Genomic DNA, 26,262 nt, shown 5'->3' with positions numbered 1-26,262 from the left:
TCACAAACTCCTTCAAGAAAAGAAAGAATTTTTAAAATTTATACAAAACACTTGATTCCCCGAAAAATTTAAATTATTATAAAACAAATGTTACCAACAACTTCATAAATCAAACACTCTCGCCTAAAACGTGAGATAGAGGTTGCGATACTTATGATTATTCTAATGGAGACACAGAGATGTCTATGAAATTAGATGAAAGGAAGTATTGCCGAAATCGATAATTTTCTCTGCATTTATCGATTGGGGCTGTTTTCGAATAGAAACAGAACTGTCATATGTACAGAAGTGTATGTATGAAGAGCTATCTACAAAAAAGAGATATCATTTTTATGGTATTCCTTTTTTGGCGGTTTTTTTATTAGCTCCGTTTTCTGTTTCCCTTTTCCTGTAACAGCACCATCCTCACTTATTTGAGATGGTGTTTTTTGTTTTTCTCTGGTAACTACAGGAATATTGGGATCTATATATGTCCTAATCTATTCTTAAAAATGGATGAAAGAAGGAATTCGTAATGGAAACGATTGTACAAAAATTTGGTGGCACTTCTGTTGGAAGCGTTGAGCGCATTCAACATGTAGCAAATTTAATTATTGAAGAATATGAACGAGGACATAGCATCGTCTCTGTCGTTTCAGCAATGGGAAAAAGCACAGATGAACTCGTAGCACTTGCTAACGCGATTTCAGAAAATCCGAGTAAACGCGAAATGGATATGCTTCTATCAACAGGAGAGCAAGTGACTATTTCATTATTAACGATGGCACTACAAGCAAAAGGCTATAACGCAATTTCATTAACTGGATGGCAAGCTGGTATTACGACAGAATCTGTACATAGTAGTGCACGGATTACTGAAATTCATACAGATCGAATTCAGTCTTATCTTACTGAAGGCACGATTGTTATTGTAGCTGGCTTCCAAGGAATCAGCGAAAACCATGAAATTACAACGCTTGGCCGCGGTGGTTCTGATACAACTGCTGTTGCATTAGCTGCTGCACTGAAAGCAAAAAAATGTGATATTTACACGGATGTGACCGGTGTATATACGACGGACCCACGAGTTGTAAAAGATGCTTATAAATTAGATGAAATTTCTTATGACGAAATGCTAGAACTAGCAAACCTCGGTGCTGGTGTATTACACCCGCGTGCTGTTGAGTTTGCTAAAAATCATAATGTCATGTTAGAAGTTCGCTCAAGTATGGAACAAGAAAACGGAACAATTGTAAAAGGAGAATGTAACATGGAACAACAATCAATCGTTAAAGGTATTGCATTTGAAGATAATATTACACGCGTCACAATGAAAGGATTGGAACAAGGTGCACTTTCAACAGTTTTCTCTACATTGGCAACAGCACATATTAATGTAGATATCATCATTCAAAGTATTACAAATGAAGGAACTGTTCACCTCTCCTTCTCAATCCATTCTAATGATTTAAAAGAAACATTAGAGGTATTGGAACAAAATCAAGAAACACTTCACTATGAATCTGTAGAATATGAAAATCATTTAGCAAAAGTATCCATTGTAGGATCTGGTATGGTCTCTAATCCAGGAGTTGCTGCGAATATGTTCACTACTTTAAAAGAAGAAGATATTCATATTAAAATGGTAAGTACATCAGAAATTAAAGTATCTGTCGTTATTGACCGCCTTCATTTAGTAACAGGTGTTGAGGCGCTGCATCAATCATTTATGGCAAAAATTGAGCCTTTAGTGCAGATGAGTTAATTTCCACTAGTAACACTTAAAACAAATTATATGAATCTATTTTCTTCCTATATAAATAGAAACAGGGTAGGACTGTTTTGTGGGAAAGTCGAAGTTATTCTATCGAATAGCAATTACAGTATCAAATTCTTGAAACTACTTGAACATAATAGCATTCACGAAATAAAGTTCATGCGTATCTCAGTAGTAGAAGGTTTTCGAAGTGTTGTTCGTTAACAAGATGTTATATACTATACCTGAAAACACCTTGTCACATTTCCCTACACTGTGACAAGGTGTTTTTTATTTAGAAGAGATTTTAGTATAATTATGGGGAGAATTAAATAATAAATTTATACATATAAGGAGATAAAGACTATGGCAAACAACAGATTACTAAGAATGGACAATGTCAGCATCGTTGTAGAATCCCTTGATAACGCAATATCTTTCTTCGAAGAGATTGGATTAAAACTCGAAGGGCGAGCTACTGTCGAAGGTGAATGGGCTGGTCGCGTAACCGGACTCGGTTCTCAGTGCGTGGAGATTGCTATGATGGTGACCCCAGATGGCCATAGCCGAATTGAACTTTCTCGATTTCTCACACCATCTACTATAGCAGATCACCGGACAGCTCCTGTAAACACCCTCGGTTATTTGCGCGTCATGTTCACTGTCGAAGACATTGACGAAATGGTATCGAGACTGATTAAGCATGGTGCTCAACTCGTTGGCGAAGTAGTTCAGTACGAGAACTCATATCGACTCTGCTACATTCGTGGAACCGAAGGAATTTTAATCGGTTTAGCGGAACAACTCGGTAACAAGTAAGTAATGTTTTATAAGAAGTCTTTACTGAAATAAAAATATTTAAAAGAACTTCTTGATTAATAAAACTTAGATTTTCAACCCCGTCCTAGCTTTAAAACGGGGTTATACTTGTTTGAGCTTTTTAACATACTATCAACATCCCGAAATCATTATAAAACAATTCAATTACTTGTTATACTCTTTCCTAAGAAATATAACTAGCTCTTCTCACTTTTTATCATATATATCTTTTCTTTTAAAAAACGATCTGAACTCATTCAAAATAACTTTCTTCACGTCAGAGTAAAAAACCATCATGAATAGTGCTATTCCTAATAAGATCTCTTGCATTCCTTCATAATCAACGAAAGCACTCACAATTAGCAAACCAAACCCAATATAAAAACCAAACTCATTCTCTTTCTCAAAATACTCATCTTCATCAATATGTATTTTCTCTTTTAAATTTCGGTTCCCTTTTATTAACTCATCGAGCGTAACATTATACATTTCGCTAAGCAAAATTAAATTATCAATATCCGGACAGCTTTTATCATGTTCCCATTTATACACAGCTTGCCTTGTCACACCAATTTTTTTAGCAACATCTTCTTGTGAAAATCCTTTTGATTCTCTTAATTTTTTAAGTTGTTGTCCTAAGCTCATAACGTCCCCTCCTTTAACAAATTATTACATAATAGGAGATAAAAAAGAAAGAAACTATTGGTAAAATTCACTGTAAACCATTCGTTTACACAATAAAAAAGAGAGAATAACTCTTTGAGTTATCCTCTCTCTTCTATTAAAACAGATGAATGTTTTCCTTCTTGCAAGCTTCACGTAAATCGTCAGGCCATACAGAAGATTGAACTTCACCGATATGTGCTTTTCGTAAGAAGTACATGCACATTCTTGATTGTCCAATACCACCGCCAATTGTTAATGGTAGTACGTCTTCTAAAATACCTTTATGGAAATCATACTCACGTTTGAAGTCTTCACCTGTTTTCGTTAACTGCTCATCAAGTGATTTACTATCAACACGAATTCCCATTGATGATAATTCGAATGAAGATTGTAATACTGGGTGCCAGAATAAAATGTCACCGTTTAATTTCCAATCATCATAATCAGCTGCGCGTCCATCATGCTTTTCACCTGAACGAAGTGCATCACCAATTCCGATAATGAATACTGCACCATGCTCTTTCGCAATTGCATGTTCACGATCTTTCGGTGTTAATTCTGGATATTTATCTTCTAGTTCTTGGGAAGTGATGAAAACAATTTCTTCTGGTAAATACTTTCCAAGGAACGGATACTTTTCAAATAAGTGGTCTTCTAAATCTTTGAATATTCCATAAATTGTTTGTACTGTTTTTTGTAAGTAGTCTACAGTACGCCATTCTTTTTGAACGATTTTTTCCCAATCCCATTGGTCAACGTAAATGGAATGTGTTGCATCAAGTTCTTCATCACGACGAATTGCGTTCATGTTTGTATATAAACCTTCACCAGCTTCATATCCGTATTCATGTAATGCGAATCTTTTCCACTTCGCTAGTGAGTGAACAATTTCTAATTCTTCTCCTGAATGTAACATATCAAATTCAATTGGGCGTTCTACACCGTTTAAGTGATCGTTTAATCCTGATTTTTTCGTTACGAATAATGGTGCAGATACGCGGAATAGTTCAAGGCGTTTTGCTAATTGATCCTCGAAAAATGTTTTAACTTCCTTAATTGCGATTTGAGTCTCTCTTACTGTCATTAATGATTGATACATGGTGGTTTCCTCCTAAAATGTTTGGATGTTGTGAAAAGAAGCCAACAAAAAAAGCCCTTCTTTCCCAAAAAACTGGGACGAAAGACTTTGGTTCCGCGGTACCACCCAAATTAGCAACAGAGGTTGCTCACTTATACAATACGGAGATGAAATATCTCGATACTGTTCTTCTTGTAACGGCGAAGTTCCCGGCTAAGTCTACTTTCCTGTAAAGGATTTCGGTTAGCAACTCCAGGAGGTTCTTCATAATAGGCTTCGTATCAGGCTCACACCACCCCTGACTCGCTTAGACTACATCCTACTACTACTCGTCCTTTCATAGTCGTTTTGTTGTCACATCTCTGAAACATTTTATTAATGATTATTCTATACAAAAAATAAAGAAAGTCAACAAAAATTTAAAAATATTTTTCAATTCTTTATTTTACGGCTTTATTGATTGTTTTCAATATAACATCTTCACTTCTTTTGCCTTGTCAATCCAAAAAACGTTTCACTAACCGAGACTAACATATACACAACAAGTAATGTAATCGTTCGAAATATAGAATCCGCAGTATTTCGTATTATTTTCATTTTCTTTGTAATTCCTTTCAGTTTACTTGCAAATTCATGTTATACTATAGCATTCAAGCAGTTTATTTTTACTTAAAGTAATCATAGTCATTTATAAAGAGTATTTTCTAAATCATTGACTATTATCAAATAAGATTTTTATATAACGGAGTGATCATATGAGTAAAACGAAAGCAAAACCGAAAAAAGGTGTAGGGCAAGGTACAGGAAGTAAAGGATGGAATCGTTGGCAATCAAGTGCAAAGAAAAAGGCAGCTGCAAAGCCATACAAAAGTAAAGGTACAAAGAAGTAATTTAAATAACATTTGATTTCTTTACTTTGTACAAAACAAAATATAATTATTACAACAAAAAAGCTATGCACTCATACATTTGAAGGCATAGCTTTTTATATTAAATCATTAAAATATCTCGAATTTCTTCCTCCGTGATTGATGATAATTTCTCTTCTCCCGGCTCAATCACTTGAGCGATTAAATTTTTCTTACTCTCTTGCAGTTCATGCATTTTTTCCTCAATTGTTCCGTGGGCTACTAATTTTATAACTTGTACTGTATTTTTTTGTCCCATTCGATATGCTCTATCTGCTGCTTGTTGTTCAACAGCTGGATTCCACCATAAATCGTATAATATAACCGTATCGGCACCCGTTAAGTTAAGACCCGTACCACCAGCTTTTAAAGAAATGAGAAATAGATCCCCTTCCCCCTCGTTAAATCGATTACATAGCTCTACACGTTCTTGTGATGGTGTACTCCCGTCTAAATAAAAGTATGGAATCGCTTGACGATTTAACTCACGACCAATAATAGACAGCATCTTCGTAAATTGAGAAAAGATTAAAATTCTCTTACCAGTACTTCTACATTCCTCTAGTATCTCTAACAGTTGTTCAAATTTAGCTGAACTCCCCTTATAATCATCAACGAATAAAGCCGGATGATTACAAATTTGTCGCAGTCTCGTTAAACCAGCTAAAATTCTAATTTTATTTTTACGTAACGTATCTTTATCTAAATGTTTTAACGTTTCTTCTCTTAACTTCGCTAAATAAGCAGCATAAAGCCTCTTTTGATCTGGTAATAACTCCGATGACTGTAAGTGCTCTATTTTATCTGGAAGCTCCTGTAATACGTCTTCTTTTAATCGTCTTAATACGAAAGGTTTAATGCGCTTCGCTATATCTTCGCGCCTTAAATCACCGAATTCTTTTCTTCCTGGTAATAATTCCGGAAATACGACATGGAAGATAGACCATAACTCTTCTAATGAATTTTCGACAGGCGTTCCCGTTAGTCCGAAACGATACTCAGCTTGAATCGTTTTTACCGCTCTTGCAGTTTGCGTTGTAGGATTTTTAAACGCCTGTGCTTCATCAAGAAACAGTGTATGAAATGGCCTTGCATACGATCTTATATCTCTTCTCAGTAATGGATATGACGTAATTACGACATCAAATTCCGCTATATCTTTTAAGATTTTTCGCCGCTCTGTTTGATTTCCATCTGCAATCACTGCTCTAATATGCGGAGCGAATTTTTTCAATTCACTTAACCAATTATAAACAAGAGATGACGGAGAAACGACTAATATAGGCAGCTTCTTCTCTCTAATTTCAGGCAAAACAGAATCTATAAAAGCAATACTTTGCAGCGTTTTTCCAAGCCCCATATCGTCTGCTAAAATACCACCAAAACGGTAATGGGCAAGTGTTTTCATCCACTCGAATCCGTATACTTGATACTCTCTCATTACAGCATGTAAAGTTTGCGGCACTGTAAACTTTAATTTTTTCGGATTTTGAATACTTTCAACTAAATCTTGCACAGATTCATCTAAACTTAAAACATTACCTTCGTGAAGTCCACTCATCCATTTCACACTCCGAATAAGCGGAACATTCACTTCTTCCCCGTGTAAAAATTCTTTTCGAATACCCGATTCTTTTACAAACTGATTAATTTCATTAAACTCTTTGCTCTCTAGTGATAATAAAGAACCATTCGCTAATCGGTAATATTTGCGTTTCTCTTCAAGAGCGACTAATACACCTTTAATTTCTGCTTCCGGTATTCCTTTTATATCAAAACGAAATGATAACCAATCAATTCTTTCTTTTCTTCTCACTCTAATAAGTGGTGCTGTATCCCCTTTATGAATACGTAATTTAATTGCTGTCGTCGCATAAATATCAACTAATCCTTTTAACGACGGAACGACGTGATATAAAAAGTTATACTCCGCCTCTTCATTATGCATAAAGTAACCGCCTTCTGTTTTCGCAAAGGCACTTTCACTCATAACGTCTAAAATCTCTTTTTCCTTTTTCTCATCACGATTAAAAACAGACGGCTGTCCGTCTTCTTCTAACGGATTGATCATGACGTTTCCATAATGAAATTCAAGACCTGCTAACAAACGATTTTTCACACGATCTAAATACAGTTTTGCTTTTAGCGACGGCGTTTCAACACGATCTGATATTACTTTATCAATTCGTACCGTTCCAAGTTTCATTAATCCTGGCACAACTTTCGCTACAAAATGTTCCATCTTACTTTCAGGAATATAAAACTGATTGCTATTTGAGCGATTCATCATCTTTTGCAATTCAATAAGTCGCATACAATCTTCCATAGGTAAATGATATAATTTCCCATCGTAAAGAGCGTTGTTATACATTTCCATAACTTGAACACGATTTAGGCCGTCTATATGAAGTGTGAATCCACCATTATTTCCTTTCGTAAACTCAAAATGTAATGGCAATAAACCGTTTGAAATTTGTAAGCCCTGAAACTGTTGTTCATTTTGTTTCAGTTGTACATACTCAACTTTAGAAAGTGAAGAGAGCATATCTTTCCACGAAGCTGGCGGTATGAATATCATACTTTCATCTTGTTTCGCATGTACTTCTAGTGCATCTTCATACATTTTTTCGTTATGATATATTTTAATGAGTTGTTGTATAATCGCGTCCGTTTCTTGTTTAAAACTATGTACATCTGGCGTGTATGTAAATTCATTGGAACAATGAAAAGTCTCTCTTTTCTTCACTTTAGAAAGAAATTCTCTAATCTGATTTATAAAATATGTTTTCGCAAGTTTTAACTGAATTCCAAGAAGGGCCCCACCGCTTTTCGTTGCTACTGGTGAACAGATAAACGCCACATCTAATATTTCACGTGTATCAAAACGGTGTTGTTTACTTTTGGGCCTCAGTGGTTTTTCTGCAAACAACTGAAACATCCCGTTTGTTAATTGATCACTTCTGCTACTAACAGAGCCCATGCCACCCGTTTGCTGATTATAATTTATTTGTATTAGTACGGCTGCAACATGTTGACAGTACGTTTGAAAAGACGCTAATGAAGGACAACTGCATCTCGCAACTACATCACCTTTTTTAGCTTTTTCTACTGTAACATGAAAATCTTCATTCCCTTTTACCGTCGCCTCACAAATTTCTTTCGTTTCATCATAATGATTCACAATTACTTTATTTGCTTTATAATAAGCTTCGCCTCTTTTATATGAGGTCTCTCCGCATACTTCTTTTATAATCGATTTATTTAATGTAAAGCTCATTGTTTTGACACTTCCTTAATGTAAAACCATTTTCTCTTACTTAACATTTTACATGCTCAACGAGAAAATATAAAATATAGATTTAACAAAAAAAGGTACTTATTTATAAGCACCTTCTTCACTCTATCTCCATCAACCGTTTCGCTTCAAAATACAGCACCTGAATAAATTTCTTCGTATTAATTCGTATATGGCCAGAAGTTGCTACTTCATCCTTTGTCATTTCTGTCATCCGCTTTCTAACTACAGTGAAATCAAAAAACTTCGGAGCATAACTTTCAAATTTCGGATTTGAAAAGTCTGTCAGTCCAAGGGAAGCTAAATGATTCAAGGATTGATAAATTGCTCTTCTTACACGTTGTTCAGATGCTTTTCTCTCCTTATCTATATCTGCATCCGAAGTTATATGATCTAATTTTTTTAATGTTATTTGGTGAAAGATATCTTTTAAAGCAGGAAATCCAAATTCAAATGTTTGCGCCTTTTCTTGTCCATATAAATATTCCAGCATACTAAGTAAATCTTTACTTCCGTTCTCTCCCGCAATACCGAGTTCTGCTAGTAAGAAGCGTCCTGAATCTGATATCTTTTTTCCTTCTTGCACTGTTTCACTACGCATTTGCGGCTTTTCCCACTGAAACACATTATTTAATGATTTTTGAATGTCATATATAGAACGTTCCAAACGAATACGCTCTATCACTTTTCGTACAACAGATACTACTTCTATTTTGTTTAGTGGTTTCGTAATATAATATTCCACACCAAGTGTATACGCCTCACCAATGAGCTGTTTCGATTCAACTTGGGAAATCATAATAATTTTCCCAGAAAACGAAGATGCTATATGGCGAACTGTTTCAATGCCATCTCTCATCGGCATTAGTAAATCAATAAATAAAATATCTACTTTTTTATAATTTAGCTGTTCTGCTTCAATAAACGCTCCATCTTCCGATTCTCCAATTACTTCCCCAAGATCGCCATCCTCAATAATTTGCGAAAGCATCGAACGGAAAACTTCATCATCATCTACGATATAATAAAACAAACCTATTCCCCTTCCCGCTTTAAACTGCACTCCGGTAAACAAACGATAAACTTACACCCTTTTTCAGTTTCATTGTCTTCTAACCTTACTTCTCCGCCGAGCTCTGTAACCATTTCGTGTATGTAAGAAAGTCCAATACCTGTTGACGGTGTTCCTGTTTGATCATACTTGGAAGTAAACCCTGGCTTAAATACTAATTTCTTATACTTTTGTGCAATACCAGGGCCATCGTCAATTACTTCAAAGATTACATGTTGATCTCGTTTATATAACTTAATACGAATGAGACCTCTATCTTCAATTGCTTCCACTGCATTTGCAACTAAGTTATTAAAGATTGATAGCACTGTATACACGTGATATGCAGCGTGTTCACCTTCTATATGTTTAGAAAAACGTATATCTTTCCCTAGCATTTCAGCATATTTCTCATTTATTCTTACGATCATTTCTGTAAGCTCATGACCTTCTACATACTCAGCCACATTTTTATCTAATAACAGTTTAGATAACCCTGCAAAAATTCTTTGATTATCCTTTTTTATTTCATGTACTTCTCCCGCTATTTTCAATGCTATTTTACTGCTAGAATCATCGCTTGTCTGTAAATTCCGATATAGTTGATATGCTTCTTGTGTAATCAACTCTGCATTTTGTAACGTTTTTTTCAAGTGAACAGATTCTACATATAAATTTGAAAGGTGCATTAACATTTTTTCATTTTCTTTTCGGACTTGTGACTCTTTTAATTTCGTTTCATATAAAATCATCATATTTAAAAAGCCAAGTGCAAAGAAACTACGGAAAATAGCAATAATAATTAATTTATTCACTTCAGAAACTGTTATTGTTGTACCGAGCACTACCATATGATAAATCGCAAGTTCTGACATACTTGCGATAATTTCAATTGTAATTCCAAGGCACCCAATAACAATTGGTTTCTGATGAAACTTATTCACCCTAAAAAGTGAAAAAAGACTTCCATAAATAAAATAATAAAAGAACACAGCATAGCGCAAATAAAATGATTCTGTCATATGAAATGAACCTTGCATGATCCAATCAAGGCATACACGGAATAAAACGACACATATACCGACAAGAATACCTGCAGCCGCTGCTGGTATTCTTCTTAAAAATAGTAATAAAAAGAAGAAAAGCGGTGTCCCAAAGCTAACGCGAAACGTATCGTTAAAAGGATGAAAATTAAGCTCTCCAGCAATCGGAACAACAACCATTAATATAATTAAAAGGGATATATCTTTCTTCCATAATTGATTCCAATTCAAAGGTGCCACTTCCTATACTTTTTTCGACAATAAAAGTGAAAGCCCGCTTATTATAATAAACGGGCTTTATTTCTATATTCTAACCTTTTCTACCGCTTTTATTTGGCGGTACTCCGGCTCCCATATTGCTTCTTTCACTGCAATCTTGATATCGTTATCACTTAAGTTCTCTCTAGCAACACCTTCTGCAACGGCAACTTTCGCTACTTCAATTGCAACCATTTCCGAGATATTACGTAACTCTTCAACTTCTGGTAAGATAGGTGCTCCTGGCTGACTTGTATCTACCATGCTTGCAACTGCTTCAGCAGCTGCTGCAAACATTCCATCCGTCATGACGCTTGCACGTACGACAATTGTTCCAAGACCAAGTCCCGGGAAAATAAGTGCATTATTTGATTGTCCAATCACATACGTTACACCGTTGTATGTAACTGGTTCAAATGGACTTCCTGTTGCAACTAATGCTCTTCCTTCTGTCCACTCGATTAAATCAGCTGGTTTTGCTTCAGCAAGTGGCGTCGGATTCGACATTGGTAAAATGATTGGTCTTTCTACGTGAGAAGCCATTTCTTTAATAATCTCTTCTTTAAATGCACCTGCAACAGTTGATGTACCGATTAAAATTGTCGGTTTTACATGTTTCACAACTTCAGCAAGTCCGATCATATCATTTTTCTTCCACTCACTTACTTCCGCTTCTTTTCTTGCATATGGAATTTGGAAATCAAGAAGATCTTCCATATTATCTGTAACTAACCCGTTACGATCAATACACCAGAAACGCTTATATGATTCTTCTTCTGATACGCCAACGCGGACCATTGCATCTCTAACTTGATCTGCGATACCGATTCCAGCCGTACCAGCACCAAACACAACAACGCGGTGTTCACTTAGTGGTACACCCGAAACTTTCACTGCCGATAACACAGCAGCAAGTGAAACTGCACCTGTACCTTGAATATCATCATTAAATGTACAAATATCATGACGATATTTATCTAAAATTTTTCGTGCATTTCGAGAGCTAAAGTCTTCCCAATGTAAAAGTGCTTTCGGGAATTGTTTATTCACTGCTTGTACAAATGTATCAATAAATTCATCGTAAGCTTCACCAGTTATACGAGGGTGACGATTTCCAATATAAAATGGATTGTTTAATAGTTCCTCACGATTTGTACCCACATCTAAAATTACCGGTAATACACGGCTAGGATCGATACCAACTGCGGCCGTATAAACAGCTAATTTCCCGATTGCGATGTTTATACCACCAACACCCCAGTCACCAATTCCAAGTATGCCTTCTCCATCTGTTACAACGACTAAATCAATGTTTTCAGCTGTTGCACCGATATTGGCGAATGCTTCTTCGATACCCGACGGATCGTTAATTGATAAATACACACCACGCGGTTTACGGTATTCATGACTATACCTTTGAATTGCTACACCGACTGTTGGTGTATATACAATTGGTAACATTTCACGTAAGTGATTTGTTAATATACGATAAAATAATACTTCATTTCGATCATGTAACGCTGTTAAATATACGTTCTTTAATAAATCATCCGGCTGAGAACAAAATTGTTCATACGCTCGGCGTGCTTGTTCTTCTAATGTTAAAACTGCTGGCGGTAATAACCCTTTTAAACCTAATTCTTCTCTCTCTTCTTGCGTGAAAGCGACCCCTTTATTTAAAAGTGGTGTCGATAATACTTCTACTCCTCTTAATGTCGTTTCTAATGAACCATTAGAAGCTACTGTAAACTTACTCATAACATCCCTACCTCTATTCATATATAGCATTTCTATATTGTAAACAAAAAAGAGGGGATTGTCCCCCCTCTTCTTTTAATTTTTCTTTAAAAGAGTTGCTCCTGCAATCCCTGGGTGCGTCATTTCGAATGGATCTAGAATTAACTCTAAGTCTTCTTGTGACAGTACACCGTTTTTCACACAAAGTTCTCGAACGGATTGACCTGTTGCAATTGCTTCTTTCGCAACGCGAGCTGCTGCTTCATAACCGATATGAGGGTTCACGGCTGTAATAATTCCTACACTCTTCTCAACATACTCTTTTAAGCGATCTTCATTCGCTTCAATTCCTTTTAAGCAATTATCTGTAAAGGCACGGAAACCGTTATTCATAATGCTAATAGATTGAAGTAAGTTGAAAACAAGTACTGGTTCCATAACGTTTAATTCTAATTGTCCTGCTTCTGAAGCAAGGCAAATTGTATGGTCGTTACCAATTACTTGGAACGCAATTTGATTAATTACTTCTGGCATAACAGGGTTTACTTTCCCTGGCATAATAGATGAACCTGGTTGACGAGCAGGCAACATAATTTCCGCTAAGCCAACACGTGGACCTGATGCCATTAAGCGAAGGTCATTCGCAATTTTAGACATATTCATCATACATACTTTTAGTGCTGCTGATACTTCTGTGTATGCATCCGTATTTTGCGTTGCATCTACTAAGTCTTCTGCACCAACAAGTGGCAGTTCACTAATTGTAGCTAAATGTTTTACAACTGCTTCAATATATTCTGGATCTGCATTTAAGCCTGTACCAACTGCAGTTGCTCCCATATTTACTTCATATAGATGTTGACGTGATTGCTTGATACGTTTCATATCACGTTCAAGTACGCGAGAATACGCTTTAAATTCTTGTCCAAGACGAATTGGCACAGCGTCTTGTAAATGTGTACGACCCATTTTAATAACATGATCGAACTGCTCTGCTTTTAATTCAAATACATCGTGCATATAACCCATCGTTTGTAATAAGCCTTCTAATGCATTTAATGTTGCAATATGAATCGCCGTTGGGAATGCATCGTTTGTTGATTGCGCCATGTTTACATGACTATTTGGACTAATATAATGATAGTCTCCCTTTTCCATTCCTAATAATTCAAGAGCACGATTGGCCATGACTTCATTTGCATTCATATTCATTGAAGTACCTGCTCCGCCTTGGATTGGATCTACGATGAAATGATCATGCCATTTTCCATCAAGAATTTCTTGAGCGGCTTCTGCGATCGCGCCGCCCTTGTTCAATTCCAATCTTCCTACATCTGTATTAGCAAGCGCTGCAGCCTTTTTTACAATTGCGAATGCTTTAATTAAGCCTTCATGGATTTTGTATCCTGTAATTGGGAAGTTTTCTACTGCACGCATTGTTTGTACGCCGTAGTACGCATAGTTTGGCACTTCTTTTTCACCTAAAAAATCTTTTTCAATTCGAACACCATTTTTAACTTCAGTTAATGTTGCCATGATTATTCACTCCTTAACGATTTCTTATGCTGCTTTTGTTTCTTTGACTGTTTCTACATATTGTTTTGCTTTCTCATTATCGAATTCGCCTTCCCACTTCGACATAACAATGGCCGCTAATGCATTTCCTAATACATTGACAGATGAGCGAATCATATCTAAAATGCGGTCAATTCCCGCAATTAACGCGATACCTTCTAGTGGTAATCCCATTGAACCTAACGTTGCTAATACAACAACGAACGATGCACCTGGAACTCCCGCCATACCCTTGGATGTTAACATGAGAACGAATAATAACGTAATTTGCTCTGTCAGTGACATGTGCACACCGTACATTTGTGCAACAAACAATGCCGCTAACGCTTGATAAATAGCCGATCCAGTCAAGTTGAATGTATAACCTGTCGGAATAACGAAAGAGGCAACTGCCTTTGGACAACCGAACTCTTCCATTTTTCTCATTATATTAGGTAAAACAGCTTCTGAACTTGCTGTCGTAAATGAAAGAATAAGTTCTTCTTTTAAAATTTTCATTAATGTAAAAATGTTTACGCCAACCATTCGTGCATTAATACCTAATACAATCACAACGAATAGTATAACAGTTACGTATACAGCTAGCACTAGTTTTCCTAAAGGAAGTAGTGTTGCTACACCAAATTTTGCAACCGTAACTGCAATTAATGCGAATACACCAAATGGTGCAAATTTCATAACTTGATTTGTAACCCAAAACATCGCTTCGAGTACACCTTCAAAGAAGTTAAAGACGGGCTTTCCTTTGTCTCCAATTGCCGCAACTCCTAAACCGAATAATACTGAGAAGAAAATAATCGGTAATAAGTCACCTTGTGCAATCGATTCAAATACGTTTTTCGGTACAATATGAACAATTGTCTCAGCAAAACCTTTCTTCTCTGTAGCATCTGCTGTTTGTTTATAAGAAGAAATATCACTTTGCTGTAAGTTACTCATATCAACGCCAGTACCTGGTTGGAATATATTCGCCGCAAGTAATCCCATTAAAATAGCAATCGTCGTAATAATTTCGAAATAAAGAATTGTCTTACCGCCCAGTTTCCCAAGCTTCTTCATATCTCCTACACCAGCTACCGCAACAATTAATGCTGAAATAACAATTGGTACTACAATCATTTTAATTAAGTGAATAAATATATCCCCAATTGGTGTGATATAAGAAATCGCCGTTTTATTGCCATAAAAGATTGCCCCTACTACAATCCCTAAAACAAGCGCGACAAAAATTTGTGTTGCCAATCCGAATTTTTTCATTTATGTTCATCCCCTTCATGCGAACGCTTTCATTTCGTATTTATAAAAGCTTACTCACACATCTTATAGGCGAACCTACAAAATCATACAAAAACCTACAAGTTCGTCACAAAAAATTCGAAAATTTTTCTTTTCTTTTTCATTGACACCTTTTCATTAAAAAGAAATAAAATATACTTGATAAGTAATCAGATTGTTTCGTATAATCAAAAAGATATATACTTACAACAAATCGAAATGAAAAGGAGTGGATGATATGAAAAATTATGTACAAAAATTCGTCTTATCTTCTTCTTTTCTTTTTCATTTTCTAAAAAAGGAACAAAGGCATTTGCCTTTGTTCCTTTTTTATTGCGATCTATATAGGGGGAATTGTTATGAGGCCATATAAACGTGTCTTAATTAAATTAAGCGGCGGTGCACTTGCCGATCAAACCGGAAATAGCTTTAACTCCAAAAGATTAGAACATATCGCAAACGAGATTTTATCCATTGTTGATTTAGGTATCGAGGTATCTATTGTCATCGGAGGCGGTAACATTTTCAGAGGCCATTTAGCTGAAGAATGGGGAATTGATCGTGTAGAAGCTGATAATATCGGTACGTTAGGTACAATTATCAACAGTCTAATGCTACGCGGCGTTTTAACAAGTAAAACAAATAAAGAAGTACGCGTTATGACTTCCATCCCGTTTAATGCTGTAGCTGAACCATATATCCGCCTACGCGCAGTACATCATTTAGATAACGGTTATATCATTATCTTTGGAGGTGGTAACGGGCAACCATTTGTTACGACAGATTATCCAAGTGTCCAAAGAGCCATTGAAATGAATAGTGACGCTATATTAGTCGCAAAACAAGGAGTAGATGGCGTCTTTACTAGTGATCCAAAACATAATAAATCAGCAAAAATGTACAGAAAACTAAACTATAACGACATCGTTAGGCAAAACATACAAGTAATGGATCAAGCCGCTTTATTACTTGCCCGTGATTATAATTTGCCAGCACACGTCTTTAACTTTGATGAGCCTGGAGTTATGAAAAGAATTTGCTTAGGTGAGCATGTGGGGACATTGATTAATGATGATGCTTCATTGCTTATGCATGAAAACTAATGATTTCTCATTAAAAAGGGTGTCTATAAAAGACATCCTTTTCCATTAACCTTTATAAATAAAAATCCACCAATCCTGCTAATTTCTCCTTACACCGCTCCCAAAACGATAACGTCTCAAAAAACTCTTTCGTCATCTCTTTTGAATCACGAAAATCTTTTGTTAACGCCTCATTCACTTCTGATACGATAGTCCCACCGTGAATATACAAGTTCATCTCATCATTAATATAAAAGCTACGTGCCGTTATGTTCGTTGTACCGATAACAGTTAGTTCATTATCAATCAGCATTAACTTTCCATGAAACATTCCTTTTTTATAACCATATACTTTAATCCCATTATTAACAGCTTGACGAATATAAGGATACGCTGCCTCTTTAATGAGTGGAATATCTGGTTTATATGACCAAAGTATTTTCACTGTGACACCACGTTTTTGCGCTTCCATTAAAGCATTCATAAATTCTTTATTTTTCGCTATAAAATAAGGTGTTGTAATGACAATTGAATGCTTCGCTTGTTTTATTAATTCGATATACTTTTCAGCGACGTAATGTCCATTATAGTTAGTCATCGTATGTAATGTGTTCCCTTTACTAGCTTTATTCGTACTTCTTTTTATATGTTCTTTCGTATCTCGTTTCCAATCTAAAGCGAATTGCTCTTCTAAATCTTTCGCTCCTTCTCCTCTAAGCCGCACATGATAATCACGCCAATATCCAAATCGTTTATCTTTTCCTAAGTACTCATCTCCCATATTAAAACCACCCGTATAGCCAATCTCGCCATCAATGGTCGTAATACGGCGATGATTACGATGGTGAAGTGAATAAAATCCGAATGGCAATTCAGGTTTTCTACTATATGTAAAATGCACACCACTTTCCCGCAATTCATTTTTCATCTTTCTTTCAAATGATAAATCATTAATGCGATCAACTGATAAATAGACGTTTACTCCTTCTTTTGCCTTCTCTTTTAATAAGTTTAAAAAAGTATGGCTACTTTTATCATCCGACAAAATAAAAAAGTACGTGTAAATAGATTGCTTCGCCTCTCTTATATCAGTAAATAACTGTTTATAAAATGACTTTCCTTCTACATATAATTGAAAATCACTATAATGAGGAGCGTACTCTGTCGGCATATTTTTCCCGACTTCCATTTTTCTTCCGAGCGTAACGTCAATATGCATCCAAATTAAAACAAAAACGAAAATAGTAATTACAATAGAAGTAACTCGCAATATTTTTTTAATCATTTTGATTTCCTTCCGCTCATTTTCTTTCCACCTTTCTATTTTGTCATTCAAATTTAGATTTCATGCTTCATACAAAAAAGGATGCGACTTAACGTCACACCCTTTTCATATTAAACAAAGTTTCTCGCATCATTATTTCTTCCAAACTTATAAATAGCAATTAAGAAGAATGCTACCGCAAAGGCAAATAAGATTAAAATATTTAAATACAAATCTGAAATCGGAATTCCTTGTTGTAGTTTTGATACTGTGTCTAATAGCCATCTCTGTGGAAGAAAATCAGCTACTTTTTGCACCGCTTTCGGCATAATGTCATATGGAAAATAACATCCAGCCAGTAAACATGTCGGTACAATAATCATATTTTGCAGTGCATTTGCTGATGCTGAGTTTTTCGAAAAAGCGACAAGGACTAACGATATTCCAATCGCTATTAAAGCAAATAGCATGAGTACACCAATCATCACTATGAAAGGCATATTGATATTTATATGAAAAATATTCGTTAGGAATAAGATTGTAATCAGAATTTGTACTGTTAATAGCAGCATATTTACCCCGACATTAGATAATATGAATTTCTTCCCATCTATCGGCGTTGATAAGAGTCTAAAATACGTTCTATTTTCTTTTTCTTTTAAAATATAACCTGATAAGTTCGCTGCTGAAAATAGCATAAACATAATAAGGTAACCCATCGTTTGGTTTGTCATATCTTTATTTTTCGAAGTATCTTCTAGCGTCTCAGTTTTCATTTTAAATGAACCTTTTTGATATCCTGCGTACATAGTATCAAATGCACTTTGATCTGTTCCTGCTACTTTACTAATAGCTGCTACATTATCAATATAATTGTATAAATATGATTTTATAAATCCTGTTACTTGATCACCTTTAATCGATGCAATTTCAATATGATTTGGTTTCCCTTCTCGAACACTTTTTGAAAAACCAGAATCTAATGTAATAACTCCATCAAGTTTTTTGGAAGTGAGTTTATCTTCTACTTCAGATTCTTTAATTTTACTTACCTTTACATGATTTAATCCTTCTAAAAATTTCACCGTATCATTTGCTATAGATTGATTTTCTTTATTAATAACCCCGATATTTAACGTCCCTTGCCCCATATTCCCATACATCGAGAAGGAGATTAGTGTTCCGATTATCGGCAAACTAATAATAATGAATAACCCTTTTTTATTTTTCAAAAGGACAGATAACGTTTTTTGTATGAGCCATAAAATATCTTTCATACTATAGCCCCTCCCGTCTACGTAATGCAATAATTGCAATTAATAAAAAGAGTGCTGAAATGCCAAGGTTTAAACATATTACCGGTAGTGCTGCTCCTACATCATTTGCATAAATAATTTTCATAACAGCTGTGTTTGCCCACGTTAATGGTGATAAATTCGTAACGAAATTTTCTTCTATTACGAAATATGCACCACCAAAAATAGAGGCTAATTGCACAATAACCATAATAATCGCTCTAGATGATTCCGGTGTTTTTGTAATATATCCAATTCCTAAACCGAAGCTAATTGCTAGAAAAATTTGTGTTAATAAAATAAGAAATATGATTCCAAGATGGTCGCCCCAATTCGCTTGAAAAACAAATTTACTAAATAACATGACGAGTAATATGCACAGAGCATTTGCTACTAGGCTACCAAGTACTTTTCCAATGAATATTTCAGCCTTACTTATAGGTGCAGCAATGAGACGATCTCCTGTTTTACGTATTCGTTCTCCTCGAATTAAAGAACTCGCTCCCATCGCAGCATATAATGCAATCATCGTTGTCATTACAACCGCGTAGTAATCCATAGAACCTGGCTTTTGTGCAGCTTGTAAAGATGTTTCTTTTATATAATCATTATGATTTCCGCTTGAAATAACCGTGCCCACCTTACTAGGATCAACTTTTGCAACTTCGGCCGCTACATTGTACTTATCAATAAATGTTGTAAGCATGCCTTCCACAATACTTCCCTCAATACTACTTTTGTCACTTCCGTAAAATTTCGCACCATCTTTATTTAATTCTACATAAGCAGCATATTTATTTTGCTTCACTTCTTCTTTCCCATCTATACTGCCGGAAGCTTTTTTAAAATGAATACCCGATTTATCGACTTCTTTCGTAAATGCTTCGAACGTTTGAGAAAATGTGCTACTCGTTTCATCTTTGTAGAGCACTTGTATATCTTTAATCGCTTGACTATCGCTATCAAATGCATTCGTTAACGCTGTTCCTAACACAAGCATTAGTACAATCGGAAATGCTAACATAAAAACTAAAGTTCTTACGTCCCTGAAATCTCTTTTAATATGCATAACTGCAATATTGAAGATGTTCAATTGATGAACCTCCCTTTACCTTTTCTTCATTTACCTTTTATTTATCTCGTAAGTTTCTTCCAGTCAACGTAAGGAATACTGTTTCTAAGTTCGGGGCCTGCTCCTCTAACGAACGAATTTCAATGTCATGATTAATGAAATGCTGAATAATTTTATTTAAATTATTTACTCCTGCATCCGAGTTTACCTTGATTACGTTCTCTTCAACTTGAACAGCTTTCACACCGTTTATCTCTTTTAACTTTTCTACATCTAAATTTTCTACTGACTTCACTTCAACCCAAATGTCTTTCGTATCAGTAATAATCGCTTTTAACTGTTCTTTCGTTCCTTCTGCAATCACTTTACCGTGATCTACAATTGCTATTTTAGAACAAATCTCTTCTACTTCTTCCATGTAGTGACTCGTATAAATAATAGTACTTCCCATTTCATTTAATTTCCGAACAGACTGAAGGATATAGTTTCTTGACTGTGGATCAATTCCAACTGTCGGCTCATCCATAATAATTAACTTCGGTCTATGAGCGATCGCACAAGCGATATTCAGTCTTCGTTTCATCCCGCCAGAAAAGTTTTTCGGGTAACTTTTATGTTTATCACTAAGCCCTACAAATTGAAGTGCTTCCTCTACTCTCGCTTTTAGCTCAGCTCCTCTTAACCCGTACAGTCCAGCAAAGAATTTCACATTTTCATAGGCAGTTAACTCTTCATAAATCGCAATATCTTGCGGAACGATACCGATATTCATCTTCGCAAATCGATTATGTTTCTTTATATTTTTTCCTAATATGCTAATTTCACCTTCATTACTTCTTAACAACCCAGCAATCATATTTATCGTTGTACTTTTACCAGCACCATTTGATCCTAAAAAGCCAAATATCTCTCCTTCTTTAATAGATAAAGACATATTATCTACCGCGATGAAATCACCAAATTTTTTCGTTAAATTTTTAATTTCTAATGTATTCATCATTTCACCCCTATTTCGGTTTCTCTGCTTTTAGTATAAACAAAAAAAATGAACCTGCTCAGTGCAGAAGTTCATTCTTTTCACATGAGATTATTCACTTTTTTCATATGAGATGATTCATCCTCGTCATAATTTCCTATATGGGCAACAACATCGTTACTGAAAAACCACTTCTTCCGTCTACAATAATTTTTCCGTTTACTGATGCTGTTCGCTCCTCCATCCCCATAATCCCGAGACCTTTCTTAACGAGAGCTGCACCTTTTCCATTATCCTTCACTTGTACTTTCACCATCTTATTAAGTACATGAATATCGATTGAAATGACTGTCGCATCAGCATATTTCATCGCATTAGTTAATGCCTCCGTAACATTTTCACCGATAATCTTCCACTGAATCGGTGAAATCATATCTAAATTCCCTTTATATACGAAAGGAATATTTATTTCATGCTTACCGGCAAATTCCTCTATGAATAATTTCATACGATGAATGCCAATTTGCTCAGTTGGTGGCTTCATATTTTTTAATGTAACTCGAATACTTTCAATTCCATCTTTTGAAATATGAATTGCATTTTGTAATAACTCGGCAGATTTTTCTTTATCTATCCCCATTAATCTCTTTGCTGCTTCCATTTGAATTAGCGCCCCTGTCATCGAGTGGCCAATTTTATCATGAATTTCTTGTGACAACCGATTTCTCTCTTCTAACTTAAATGTATACTCTGATTGCTTTATGTACTCTTTATTTTCATGTAAACTTTTCGTCAACCGCTGCATATCTTTTCGCATCTTATCATTTTGTGATTCAAGCTTTAATACACGCGATATATACCGTTCTGCCATAGTTAGTACAATGAAAGAAAATGCAACAATTAATCCATATGTCATTCGAATACTTTCATCGGTAAAGATAATAGGAATCATCATAATGATAAAGATCAGCCATTTATTCTCTATATAACGAAATATAATTTCATATAAGTTCAATGGTAAAAACAAAATAAAAAACGGATGAATCTTCCATGCGAATAATATAACTATTCCAATTGACAGAGAAGTTAATATGTTTTTGTGCGTACCTTTTTTAAATATAGAGATTAGCACGTTTACAGAAAGATATAAAAGCAAAGCAAGTATAATCCATGGTAAGTTCGCAACATTTAAATAAATGTAACTAAACACAATATATATAAAGACAATTAATTTACTTACAATTAACCAAAATTCCATATCTTTAATCTACTTTCCCTGTTAAATAATAAATCGCAATTTGTGTACGATGTTCAAGTCCAGTTTTCCCTAAAACTGATGTAATATAATTAGCAATCGTTCCTTCTGATATGAAAAGTTGCTTTGAAATTTCTTTATTCGAGAAACCTTTCGCAATTAATGCGATAATACTAAGTTCTCTTTCTGTAAAAAGACTTGTATCTATTTTACATTCATCCTCTTTGCTCTCCATTAAATTGCTCTTAATTTTATCAAGCACTACATCTTGCATAACAGTTTGACCGTTATATACTCCTTTTATTGCATCACGAATACGCTCTGGATCATTATTTTTTAATAAATAACCTTTCGCCCCGTTCTTCACTGCGTCCAAAATATATTCATCATCATCGAACGTCGTTAAAATTAGTGGTTTCGTTTCCGTTTCTTCACAAATAAATTTCGTTGCCTCTACCCCGTTCATATTTGGCATACGGACATCTAAAAGAGCGATATCAACGTCGTTCTTTTTGCAATATTCCACCGCTTCCTTCCCATCATTCACAGTATCTACTACTTCGAACTCTTCATATGTATTTAAAATAATTTTCATGCCTTCTCTAATAAAAGAATTATCATCCGCTATTAATATTTTAATTTTCATGTTTGTTAGTATGGACCTTCCCCTACTAACATTCACATCCTTTCTTCACGTAACATTTCCCACTTGCTCATTATATACTTCTTTTTACCATTTTTTCACACCTTTTTCATATAGCTTCCTTCCTAAAAATATATTATTCTTTTTTTACAACATGTGTAGGGTGTCCAATCGTTTCTTACGTCTATATAATAGAATGCGTCAAAAAGGAGGGAGAGACCCATTGAGGAAAAACAATTAATTGAAAAAGCACAGCAAGGAAGCGAACATGCTTTTCGTATCCTTGTGCAAACATATCGTCATTATATTTTTCAAGTTATCTTTTCTATTTTAAGACATGAAGAAGATGCGAAAGATGTTACACAAGAAGTATTCTTAAAAATTCACGCCTCTCTCCCAAATTATCAATTTCGCGGATTAAAAACGTGGATGGCACGTATTGCCACCAATCACGCTATTGATTATAAAAGGAAGAAAGCTAGAGAAAACGAAGAACTCTCCTTATGTAAAGAAACTGGGGAAAATATAAAATCCTCTCATAATATTGAGGCTTTATTATTGACGAAAGAGCAAAAATTACTCATTGCTCAAAAACTGAGAGAACTTCCCGAAAATTACCGTGACGTCGTTCTCGCACATTACTTAGAAGAAAAAAGTTATCAAGAAATTTCTTTACAGGAAAACATCGAAGTGAAAACAGTCGAAATGAAACTGTACCGGGCAAGAAAATGGATTAAAAAACATTGGAAGGAGGAAGAGTTTCTATGATGCATTATTCAAAAGAGGATTGGCGCAATTATACTTTAGATTTTATAGAAAGCAATGGACGTGAATCTATGGAAGAACACCTTTATGAATGTGATCATTGTTTAGCACTTTATATGGAAAGTATCGATGAACAACATGAAAACCTTCCAATGATAAATGATGATTCATTTACGAACGAAGTTATGACGCAAATTAATTTTGAAACGCTACAACCTAATGAAAATATAAAAACAAACTCACTAAAGCGCACCATTATTCACTACATAATTGCGACTGCGGCTACAATTATTTTTATGGTAAGTGGTTTATTCCAATATATTTTCACAGCGACATCAAATTTCGAGAAATCTTCAAAACATAACGAGTCTTCTATCTCACAACAAATTGTAAACAAATCGGTAGACACATCAAAAAAGGACGGAGGTTCAAAGCATGAATAAAAATCCCTTTTTAGCACTTGTATTAGGGCTAATTCCCGGGCTTGGACATTTATATTTAAAGAAATTTGGACGGTTTATTTTATATAGCGGAGGGGCTGTATTTCTATTTATCTTTGCAGCATTTTGTACAATAGCATTAGGTGCGCGTGATATTGCTTTTCTTTCTCTATTTTTACTAGTTGTCTTATGGGCGATCAATTTATTAGATTTAGTTATCACTATTATTAACCAATCGAAAAAACAAGCTGCAGGAGAATTTACAGAGTCCTCTAAAGAAAGCGAACGATTTTATATCATTCTCCTATCCATCATCCCTGGACTTGGACATTTTCAATTAGGACTTATGCAACGTGGACTTACATTTTTAGTAGCTTGCACAGGAATCGGAAGTATGATTATTTTCGTTGCACTTTTAACATCGCAAGAAAGTTTCCTTATCTTCCTTATTACATTACCTGTTTTATGGATTTACAATTTCTTTGATGTTGTTCAGCAACTCCAGAAAAAAGAACGTGGCGAGCAACTAGATGATCGTACTATTTTCGAAGAGTTTGAAGAGCATCGTGAACAAGGAAAGAAGAATAAAACATTCGCTTCTATTTTAGCGATGTTCCCCGGAGCAGGACATATGTATTTAGGCTTACAACGCCGGGGCCTTCAGCTTATGGCAGCCTTTTTACTTTCTATATATTTACTCGACTTATTAAGACTTTCAGCGTTTTTATTTTTAGTTCCAATCATTTGGTTCTATAGCTTTTTTGACGCTTTACAACAAACTGCAAAGTATGGAAAAGAACGTGTACATGACGAACCTATCATTGATTATTTTACCAATCATCAAAGATGGATCGGTATTGGGTTAATTACACTTGGTGGTTATTATTTATTAGATCAAACAGTCCTTCCTATTTTGAATGATTACTTTGCAACTATATTTAACATTCATCTTAGCGAACTGTATTATCGCTATTTCCAAACATCTATCGTTGCACTCCTCTTAATTGGTGGCGGCTTTAAATTGTTAGTTGGAAATAAAGAAAACAAAGGTGGTACACAAGAATGAGAACATGGCGCGTTGGAACATTTTCAATGGGGCTTTCTATTATTTCATTAGGTTGCTTCTTACTATTTTCAGTTATAAAAGGTACTGAGGTATTAGATTCCTTAACAGCTTGGTGGCCTGTTTTACTTGTCATACTTGGCGTGGAAATTTTACTATACCTTCTATTTTCTAAGAAGGAACAATCCTTTATTAAATATGATATTTTTAGTATTTTCTTTATCGGCGTTTTAGGAAGCGTCGGAATTGCTTTTTACTGTTTATTATCCACTGGATTACTAGATGAAGTTCGTCATTCTATTCATACAACTCGCCAAACGAGTAATATTCCAAGTGAACAACTTGATATACCTGAATCTATCAAAAAAATCGTAGTGGATGCAGGGCATTATCCTCTAACAATAGAGGGAAATAATACAAATCAAATTCACCTTCTTGGAACATATGAAATGTCGACGAAAGCTAATGAAAAACTCAATTTAAAACAAGAAGATTTTCTTTCAGTTCAAACAGCTGGGGAAACGATGTATATCACTTTAAAATCATTACCAGTTCAACATACGTTATGGAATTCAGCACCACAGGTCAAACCGACACTCGTTCTTCCGCAAAATAAAAATGTAGAAGTTCGTGCTTCAAATAACGAGCTATCCCTTTATCCAGGTCAATTACAAAATAATTGGTTTGTACAAGAAAGTTCAAATGTATCTGTTCATTTAACGAAAGAAAGCGATGTATCTTTAATCGCCGTAACAAACAAAAAAGAAGCACATGGAAACACACCTTGGGAACAAGTTGAAGATTTAACGAAAAAAGAAAATAATTCTTCAGAAGAAAATCCAGAATTCAACGAGCAAGAACATTGGTATAAAAATTCGATTAAAACAGGAAATGGGACGTACAAATTAAATATTGAGAAAGCTTATAATATAAATATGAGTATTATTGAAAAATAAAAAACCTTCCA

Annotated in this window: 22 protein-coding genes, 1 riboswitch and 1 other annotated feature; of the genes, 8 read left to right on the top strand and 14 right to left on the bottom strand. The window is 35.0% G+C overall.

Annotated elements, in window-relative coordinates; translation table 11 throughout:
- Nucleotides 1–128 precede the first annotated feature (128 nt).
- A riboswitch (Lysine riboswitch) is annotated at nt 129–315 on the top strand.
- 199 nt (nt 316–514) lie between these two features.
- Nucleotides 515–1,744 (top strand): aspartate kinase, encoded by a 1,230-nt coding sequence (locus NHG49_RS09280; RefSeq protein ID WP_064476466.1) that lies wholly within the window; start codon nt 515–517, stop codon nt 1,742–1,744.
- 357 nt (nt 1,745–2,101) lie between these two features.
- Nucleotides 2,102–2,554: a VOC family protein gene (locus NHG49_RS09275; RefSeq protein WP_064476467.1), complete on the top strand. Its 453-nt coding sequence runs from the start codon at nt 2,102–2,104 to the stop codon at nt 2,552–2,554.
- 207 nt (nt 2,555–2,761) lie between these two features.
- On the opposite strand, the gene NHG49_RS09270 is transcribed toward NHG49_RS09275, so the two are convergent.
- Together NHG49_RS09270 and asnA are read right to left on the bottom strand one after the other, a co-directional pair.
- On the bottom strand, nt 2,762–3,199 hold the full coding sequence (locus NHG49_RS09270; protein WP_064476468.1) for a helix-turn-helix domain-containing protein: 438 nt from the start codon (nt 3,197–3,199) through the stop codon (nt 2,762–2,764).
- A gap of 136 nt (nt 3,200–3,335) precedes the next feature.
- Nucleotides 3,336–4,319 carry an aspartate--ammonia ligase gene (gene asnA / locus NHG49_RS09265; RefSeq protein WP_061676615.1) on the bottom strand — a complete coding sequence of 328 codons (984 nt, stop codon included), beginning with the start codon at nt 4,317–4,319 and terminating at the stop codon, nt 3,336–3,338.
- 70 nt (nt 4,320–4,389) lie between these two features.
- Nucleotides 4,390–4,648 (bottom strand) — a binding site (T-box leader).
- A 405-nt stretch (nt 4,649–5,053) separates the two neighbouring features.
- Here asnA and NHG49_RS09260 point away from each other — a divergent pair.
- On the top strand, nt 5,054–5,188 hold the full coding sequence (locus tag NHG49_RS09260) for a DUF3934 domain-containing protein (RefSeq protein ID WP_000047588.1): 135 nt from the start codon (nt 5,054–5,056) through the stop codon (nt 5,186–5,188).
- A 100-nt stretch (nt 5,189–5,288) separates the two neighbouring features.
- Here NHG49_RS09260 and NHG49_RS09255 read toward each other — a convergent pair whose 3' ends face one another.
- The 6 genes from NHG49_RS09255 to NHG49_RS09230 form a co-directional block, all read right to left on the bottom strand.
- A complete protein-coding gene (locus tag NHG49_RS09255; RefSeq protein ID WP_154131356.1) occupies nt 5,289–8,483 on the bottom strand; it encodes a DEAD/DEAH box helicase in 3,195 nt (1,064 codons plus the stop codon).
- Between the two features lie 118 nt (nt 8,484–8,601).
- Nucleotides 8,602–9,534, bottom strand: coding sequence for a response regulator (locus tag NHG49_RS09250; protein ID WP_064476470.1), 933 nt, complete (start codon nt 9,532–9,534; stop codon nt 8,602–8,604).
- A gap of 2 nt (nt 9,535–9,536) precedes the next feature.
- Complete coding sequence (locus tag NHG49_RS09245) at nt 9,537–10,835, bottom strand: sensor histidine kinase (protein WP_081257374.1); 1,299 nt, start codon at nt 10,833–10,835, stop codon at nt 9,537–9,539.
- 63 nt (nt 10,836–10,898) lie between these two features.
- A complete protein-coding gene (gene malS, locus NHG49_RS09240) occupies nt 10,899–12,611 on the bottom strand; it encodes an oxaloacetate-decarboxylating malate dehydrogenase (protein ID WP_142289438.1) in 1,713 nt (570 codons plus the stop codon).
- 75 nt (nt 12,612–12,686) lie between these two features.
- Nucleotides 12,687–14,126 carry an aspartate ammonia-lyase gene (gene aspA, locus NHG49_RS09235; protein ID WP_000224183.1) on the bottom strand — a complete coding sequence of 480 codons (1,440 nt, stop codon included), beginning with the start codon at nt 14,124–14,126 and terminating at the stop codon, nt 12,687–12,689.
- 24 nt (nt 14,127–14,150) lie between these two features.
- Nucleotides 14,151–15,422 (bottom strand): cation:dicarboxylate symporter family transporter, encoded by a 1,272-nt coding sequence (locus NHG49_RS09230; protein WP_000713278.1) that lies wholly within the window; start codon nt 15,420–15,422, stop codon nt 14,151–14,153.
- 377 nt (nt 15,423–15,799) lie between these two features.
- Here NHG49_RS09230 and pyrH point away from each other — a divergent pair, with 377 nt between their 5' ends.
- Entirely contained in the window at nt 15,800–16,543 is a 744-nt protein-coding gene (pyrH, locus tag NHG49_RS09225; protein ID WP_064476472.1) for a UMP kinase, read from the top strand.
- Between the two features lie 52 nt (nt 16,544–16,595).
- On the opposite strand, the gene cls is transcribed toward pyrH, so the two are convergent.
- The 6 genes from cls to NHG49_RS09195 all read right to left on the bottom strand — a co-directional run bounded on the left by cls (nt 16,596) and on the right by NHG49_RS09195 (nt 23,030).
- Entirely contained in the window at nt 16,596–17,807 is a 1,212-nt protein-coding gene (gene cls, locus NHG49_RS09220) for a cardiolipin synthase (protein ID WP_064476473.1), read from the bottom strand.
- Nucleotides 17,808–17,917: 110 nt separating this feature from the next.
- Nucleotides 17,918–19,063, bottom strand: a complete 1,146-nt coding sequence (locus NHG49_RS09215; protein WP_258125847.1) for an ABC transporter permease — start codon at nt 19,061–19,063, stop codon at nt 17,918–17,920.
- Nucleotide 19,064: 1 nt separating this feature from the next.
- Entirely contained in the window at nt 19,065–20,174 is a 1,110-nt protein-coding gene (locus NHG49_RS09210; RefSeq protein WP_064476474.1) for an ABC transporter permease, read from the bottom strand.
- 37 nt (nt 20,175–20,211) lie between these two features.
- Nucleotides 20,212–21,150, bottom strand: coding sequence for an ABC transporter ATP-binding protein (locus tag NHG49_RS09205; RefSeq protein ID WP_001093809.1), 939 nt, complete (start codon nt 21,148–21,150; stop codon nt 20,212–20,214).
- 136 nt (nt 21,151–21,286) lie between these two features.
- Nucleotides 21,287–22,387, bottom strand: coding sequence for a sensor histidine kinase (locus NHG49_RS09200; RefSeq protein ID WP_064476475.1), 1,101 nt, complete (start codon nt 22,385–22,387; stop codon nt 21,287–21,289).
- Nucleotides 22,388–22,391: 4 nt separating this feature from the next.
- On the bottom strand, nt 22,392–23,030 hold the full coding sequence (locus tag NHG49_RS09195) for a response regulator transcription factor (protein ID WP_000694104.1): 639 nt from the start codon (nt 23,028–23,030) through the stop codon (nt 22,392–22,394).
- 282 nt (nt 23,031–23,312) lie between these two features.
- On the opposite strand from NHG49_RS09195, the gene NHG49_RS09190 reads away from it, so the two are divergent.
- Genes NHG49_RS09190 through exsE form a run of 4 tightly spaced genes read left to right on the top strand, consistent with a single transcriptional unit; the run spans nt 23,313 to nt 26,251 of the window.
- Nucleotides 23,313–23,795: an RNA polymerase sigma factor gene (locus NHG49_RS09190; RefSeq protein WP_154131357.1), complete on the top strand. Its 483-nt coding sequence runs from the start codon at nt 23,313–23,315 to the stop codon at nt 23,793–23,795.
- On the top strand, nt 23,792–24,235 hold the full coding sequence (locus tag NHG49_RS09185; protein WP_048543328.1) for a hypothetical protein: 444 nt from the start codon (nt 23,792–23,794) through the stop codon (nt 24,233–24,235). Before NHG49_RS09190 ends, NHG49_RS09185 begins: the two co-directional genes overlap by 4 nt.
- Complete coding sequence (locus tag NHG49_RS09180) at nt 24,228–25,298, top strand: hypothetical protein (RefSeq protein ID WP_258125846.1); 1,071 nt, start codon at nt 24,228–24,230, stop codon at nt 25,296–25,298. The genes NHG49_RS09185 and NHG49_RS09180 overlap by 8 nt, the downstream gene beginning before the upstream one ends.
- Nucleotides 25,295–26,251, top strand: coding sequence for an exosporium protein ExsE (gene exsE, locus NHG49_RS09175; RefSeq protein WP_064476477.1), 957 nt, complete (start codon nt 25,295–25,297; stop codon nt 26,249–26,251). Before NHG49_RS09180 ends, exsE begins: the two co-directional genes overlap by 4 nt.
- Nucleotides 26,252–26,262: the final 11 nt, after the last annotated feature.

The sequence above is a fragment of the Bacillus sp. IBL03825 genome (genome assembly GCF_024712505.1).
Lineage (GTDB): Bacteria > Bacillota > Bacilli > Bacillales > Bacillaceae_G > Bacillus_A > Bacillus_A wiedmannii.
The sequence above is the reverse complement of the archived record's forward strand: the minus strand, read 5'-3'. Positions and strand labels throughout refer to the sequence as shown.

Excerpts from the sequence above, each read along its gene's own strand:
- NHG49_RS09280 (WP_064476466.1), top strand. The coding sequence starts at position 515 with ATGGAAACGATTGTACAAAAATTTGGTGGCACTTCTGTTGGAAGCGTT.
- NHG49_RS09275 (WP_064476467.1), top strand. The coding sequence starts at position 2,102 with ATGGCAAACAACAGATTACTAAGAATGGACAATGTCAGCATCGTTGTA.
- NHG49_RS09270 (WP_064476468.1), bottom strand. The coding sequence starts at position 3,199 with ATGAGCTTAGGACAACAACTTAAAAAATTAAGAGAATCAAAAGGATTT.
- asnA (WP_061676615.1), bottom strand. The coding sequence starts at position 4,319 with ATGTATCAATCATTAATGACAGTAAGAGAGACTCAAATCGCAATTAAG.
- NHG49_RS09260 (WP_000047588.1), top strand. The coding sequence starts at position 5,054 with ATGAGTAAAACGAAAGCAAAACCGAAAAAAGGTGTAGGGCAAGGTACA.
- NHG49_RS09255 (WP_154131356.1), bottom strand. The coding sequence starts at position 8,483 with ATGAGCTTTACATTAAATAAATCGATTATAAAAGAAGTATGCGGAGAG.
- malS (WP_142289438.1), bottom strand. The coding sequence starts at position 12,611 with ATGAGTAAGTTTACAGTAGCTTCTAATGGTTCATTAGAAACGACATTA.
- aspA (WP_000224183.1), bottom strand. The coding sequence starts at position 14,126 with ATGGCAACATTAACTGAAGTTAAAAATGGTGTTCGAATTGAAAAAGAT.
- NHG49_RS09230 (WP_000713278.1), bottom strand. The coding sequence starts at position 15,422 with ATGAAAAAATTCGGATTGGCAACACAAATTTTTGTCGCGCTTGTTTTA.
- pyrH (WP_064476472.1), top strand. The coding sequence starts at position 15,800 with ATGAGGCCATATAAACGTGTCTTAATTAAATTAAGCGGCGGTGCACTT.
- cls (WP_064476473.1), bottom strand. The coding sequence starts at position 17,807 with ATGATTAAAAAAATATTGCGAGTTACTTCTATTGTAATTACTATTTTC.
- NHG49_RS09215 (WP_258125847.1), bottom strand. The coding sequence starts at position 19,063 with ATGAAAGATATTTTATGGCTCATACAAAAAACGTTATCTGTCCTTTTG.
- NHG49_RS09205 (WP_001093809.1), bottom strand. The coding sequence starts at position 21,150 with ATGAATACATTAGAAATTAAAAATTTAACGAAAAAATTTGGTGATTTC.
- NHG49_RS09200 (WP_064476475.1), bottom strand. The coding sequence starts at position 22,387 with ATGGAATTTTGGTTAATTGTAAGTAAATTAATTGTCTTTATATATATT.
- NHG49_RS09195 (WP_000694104.1), bottom strand. The coding sequence starts at position 23,030 with ATGAAAATTAAAATATTAATAGCGGATGATAATTCTTTTATTAGAGAA.
- NHG49_RS09185 (WP_048543328.1), top strand. The coding sequence starts at position 23,792 with ATGATGCATTATTCAAAAGAGGATTGGCGCAATTATACTTTAGATTTT.
- NHG49_RS09180 (WP_258125846.1), top strand. The coding sequence starts at position 24,228 with ATGAATAAAAATCCCTTTTTAGCACTTGTATTAGGGCTAATTCCCGGG.
- exsE (WP_064476477.1), top strand. The coding sequence starts at position 25,295 with ATGAGAACATGGCGCGTTGGAACATTTTCAATGGGGCTTTCTATTATT.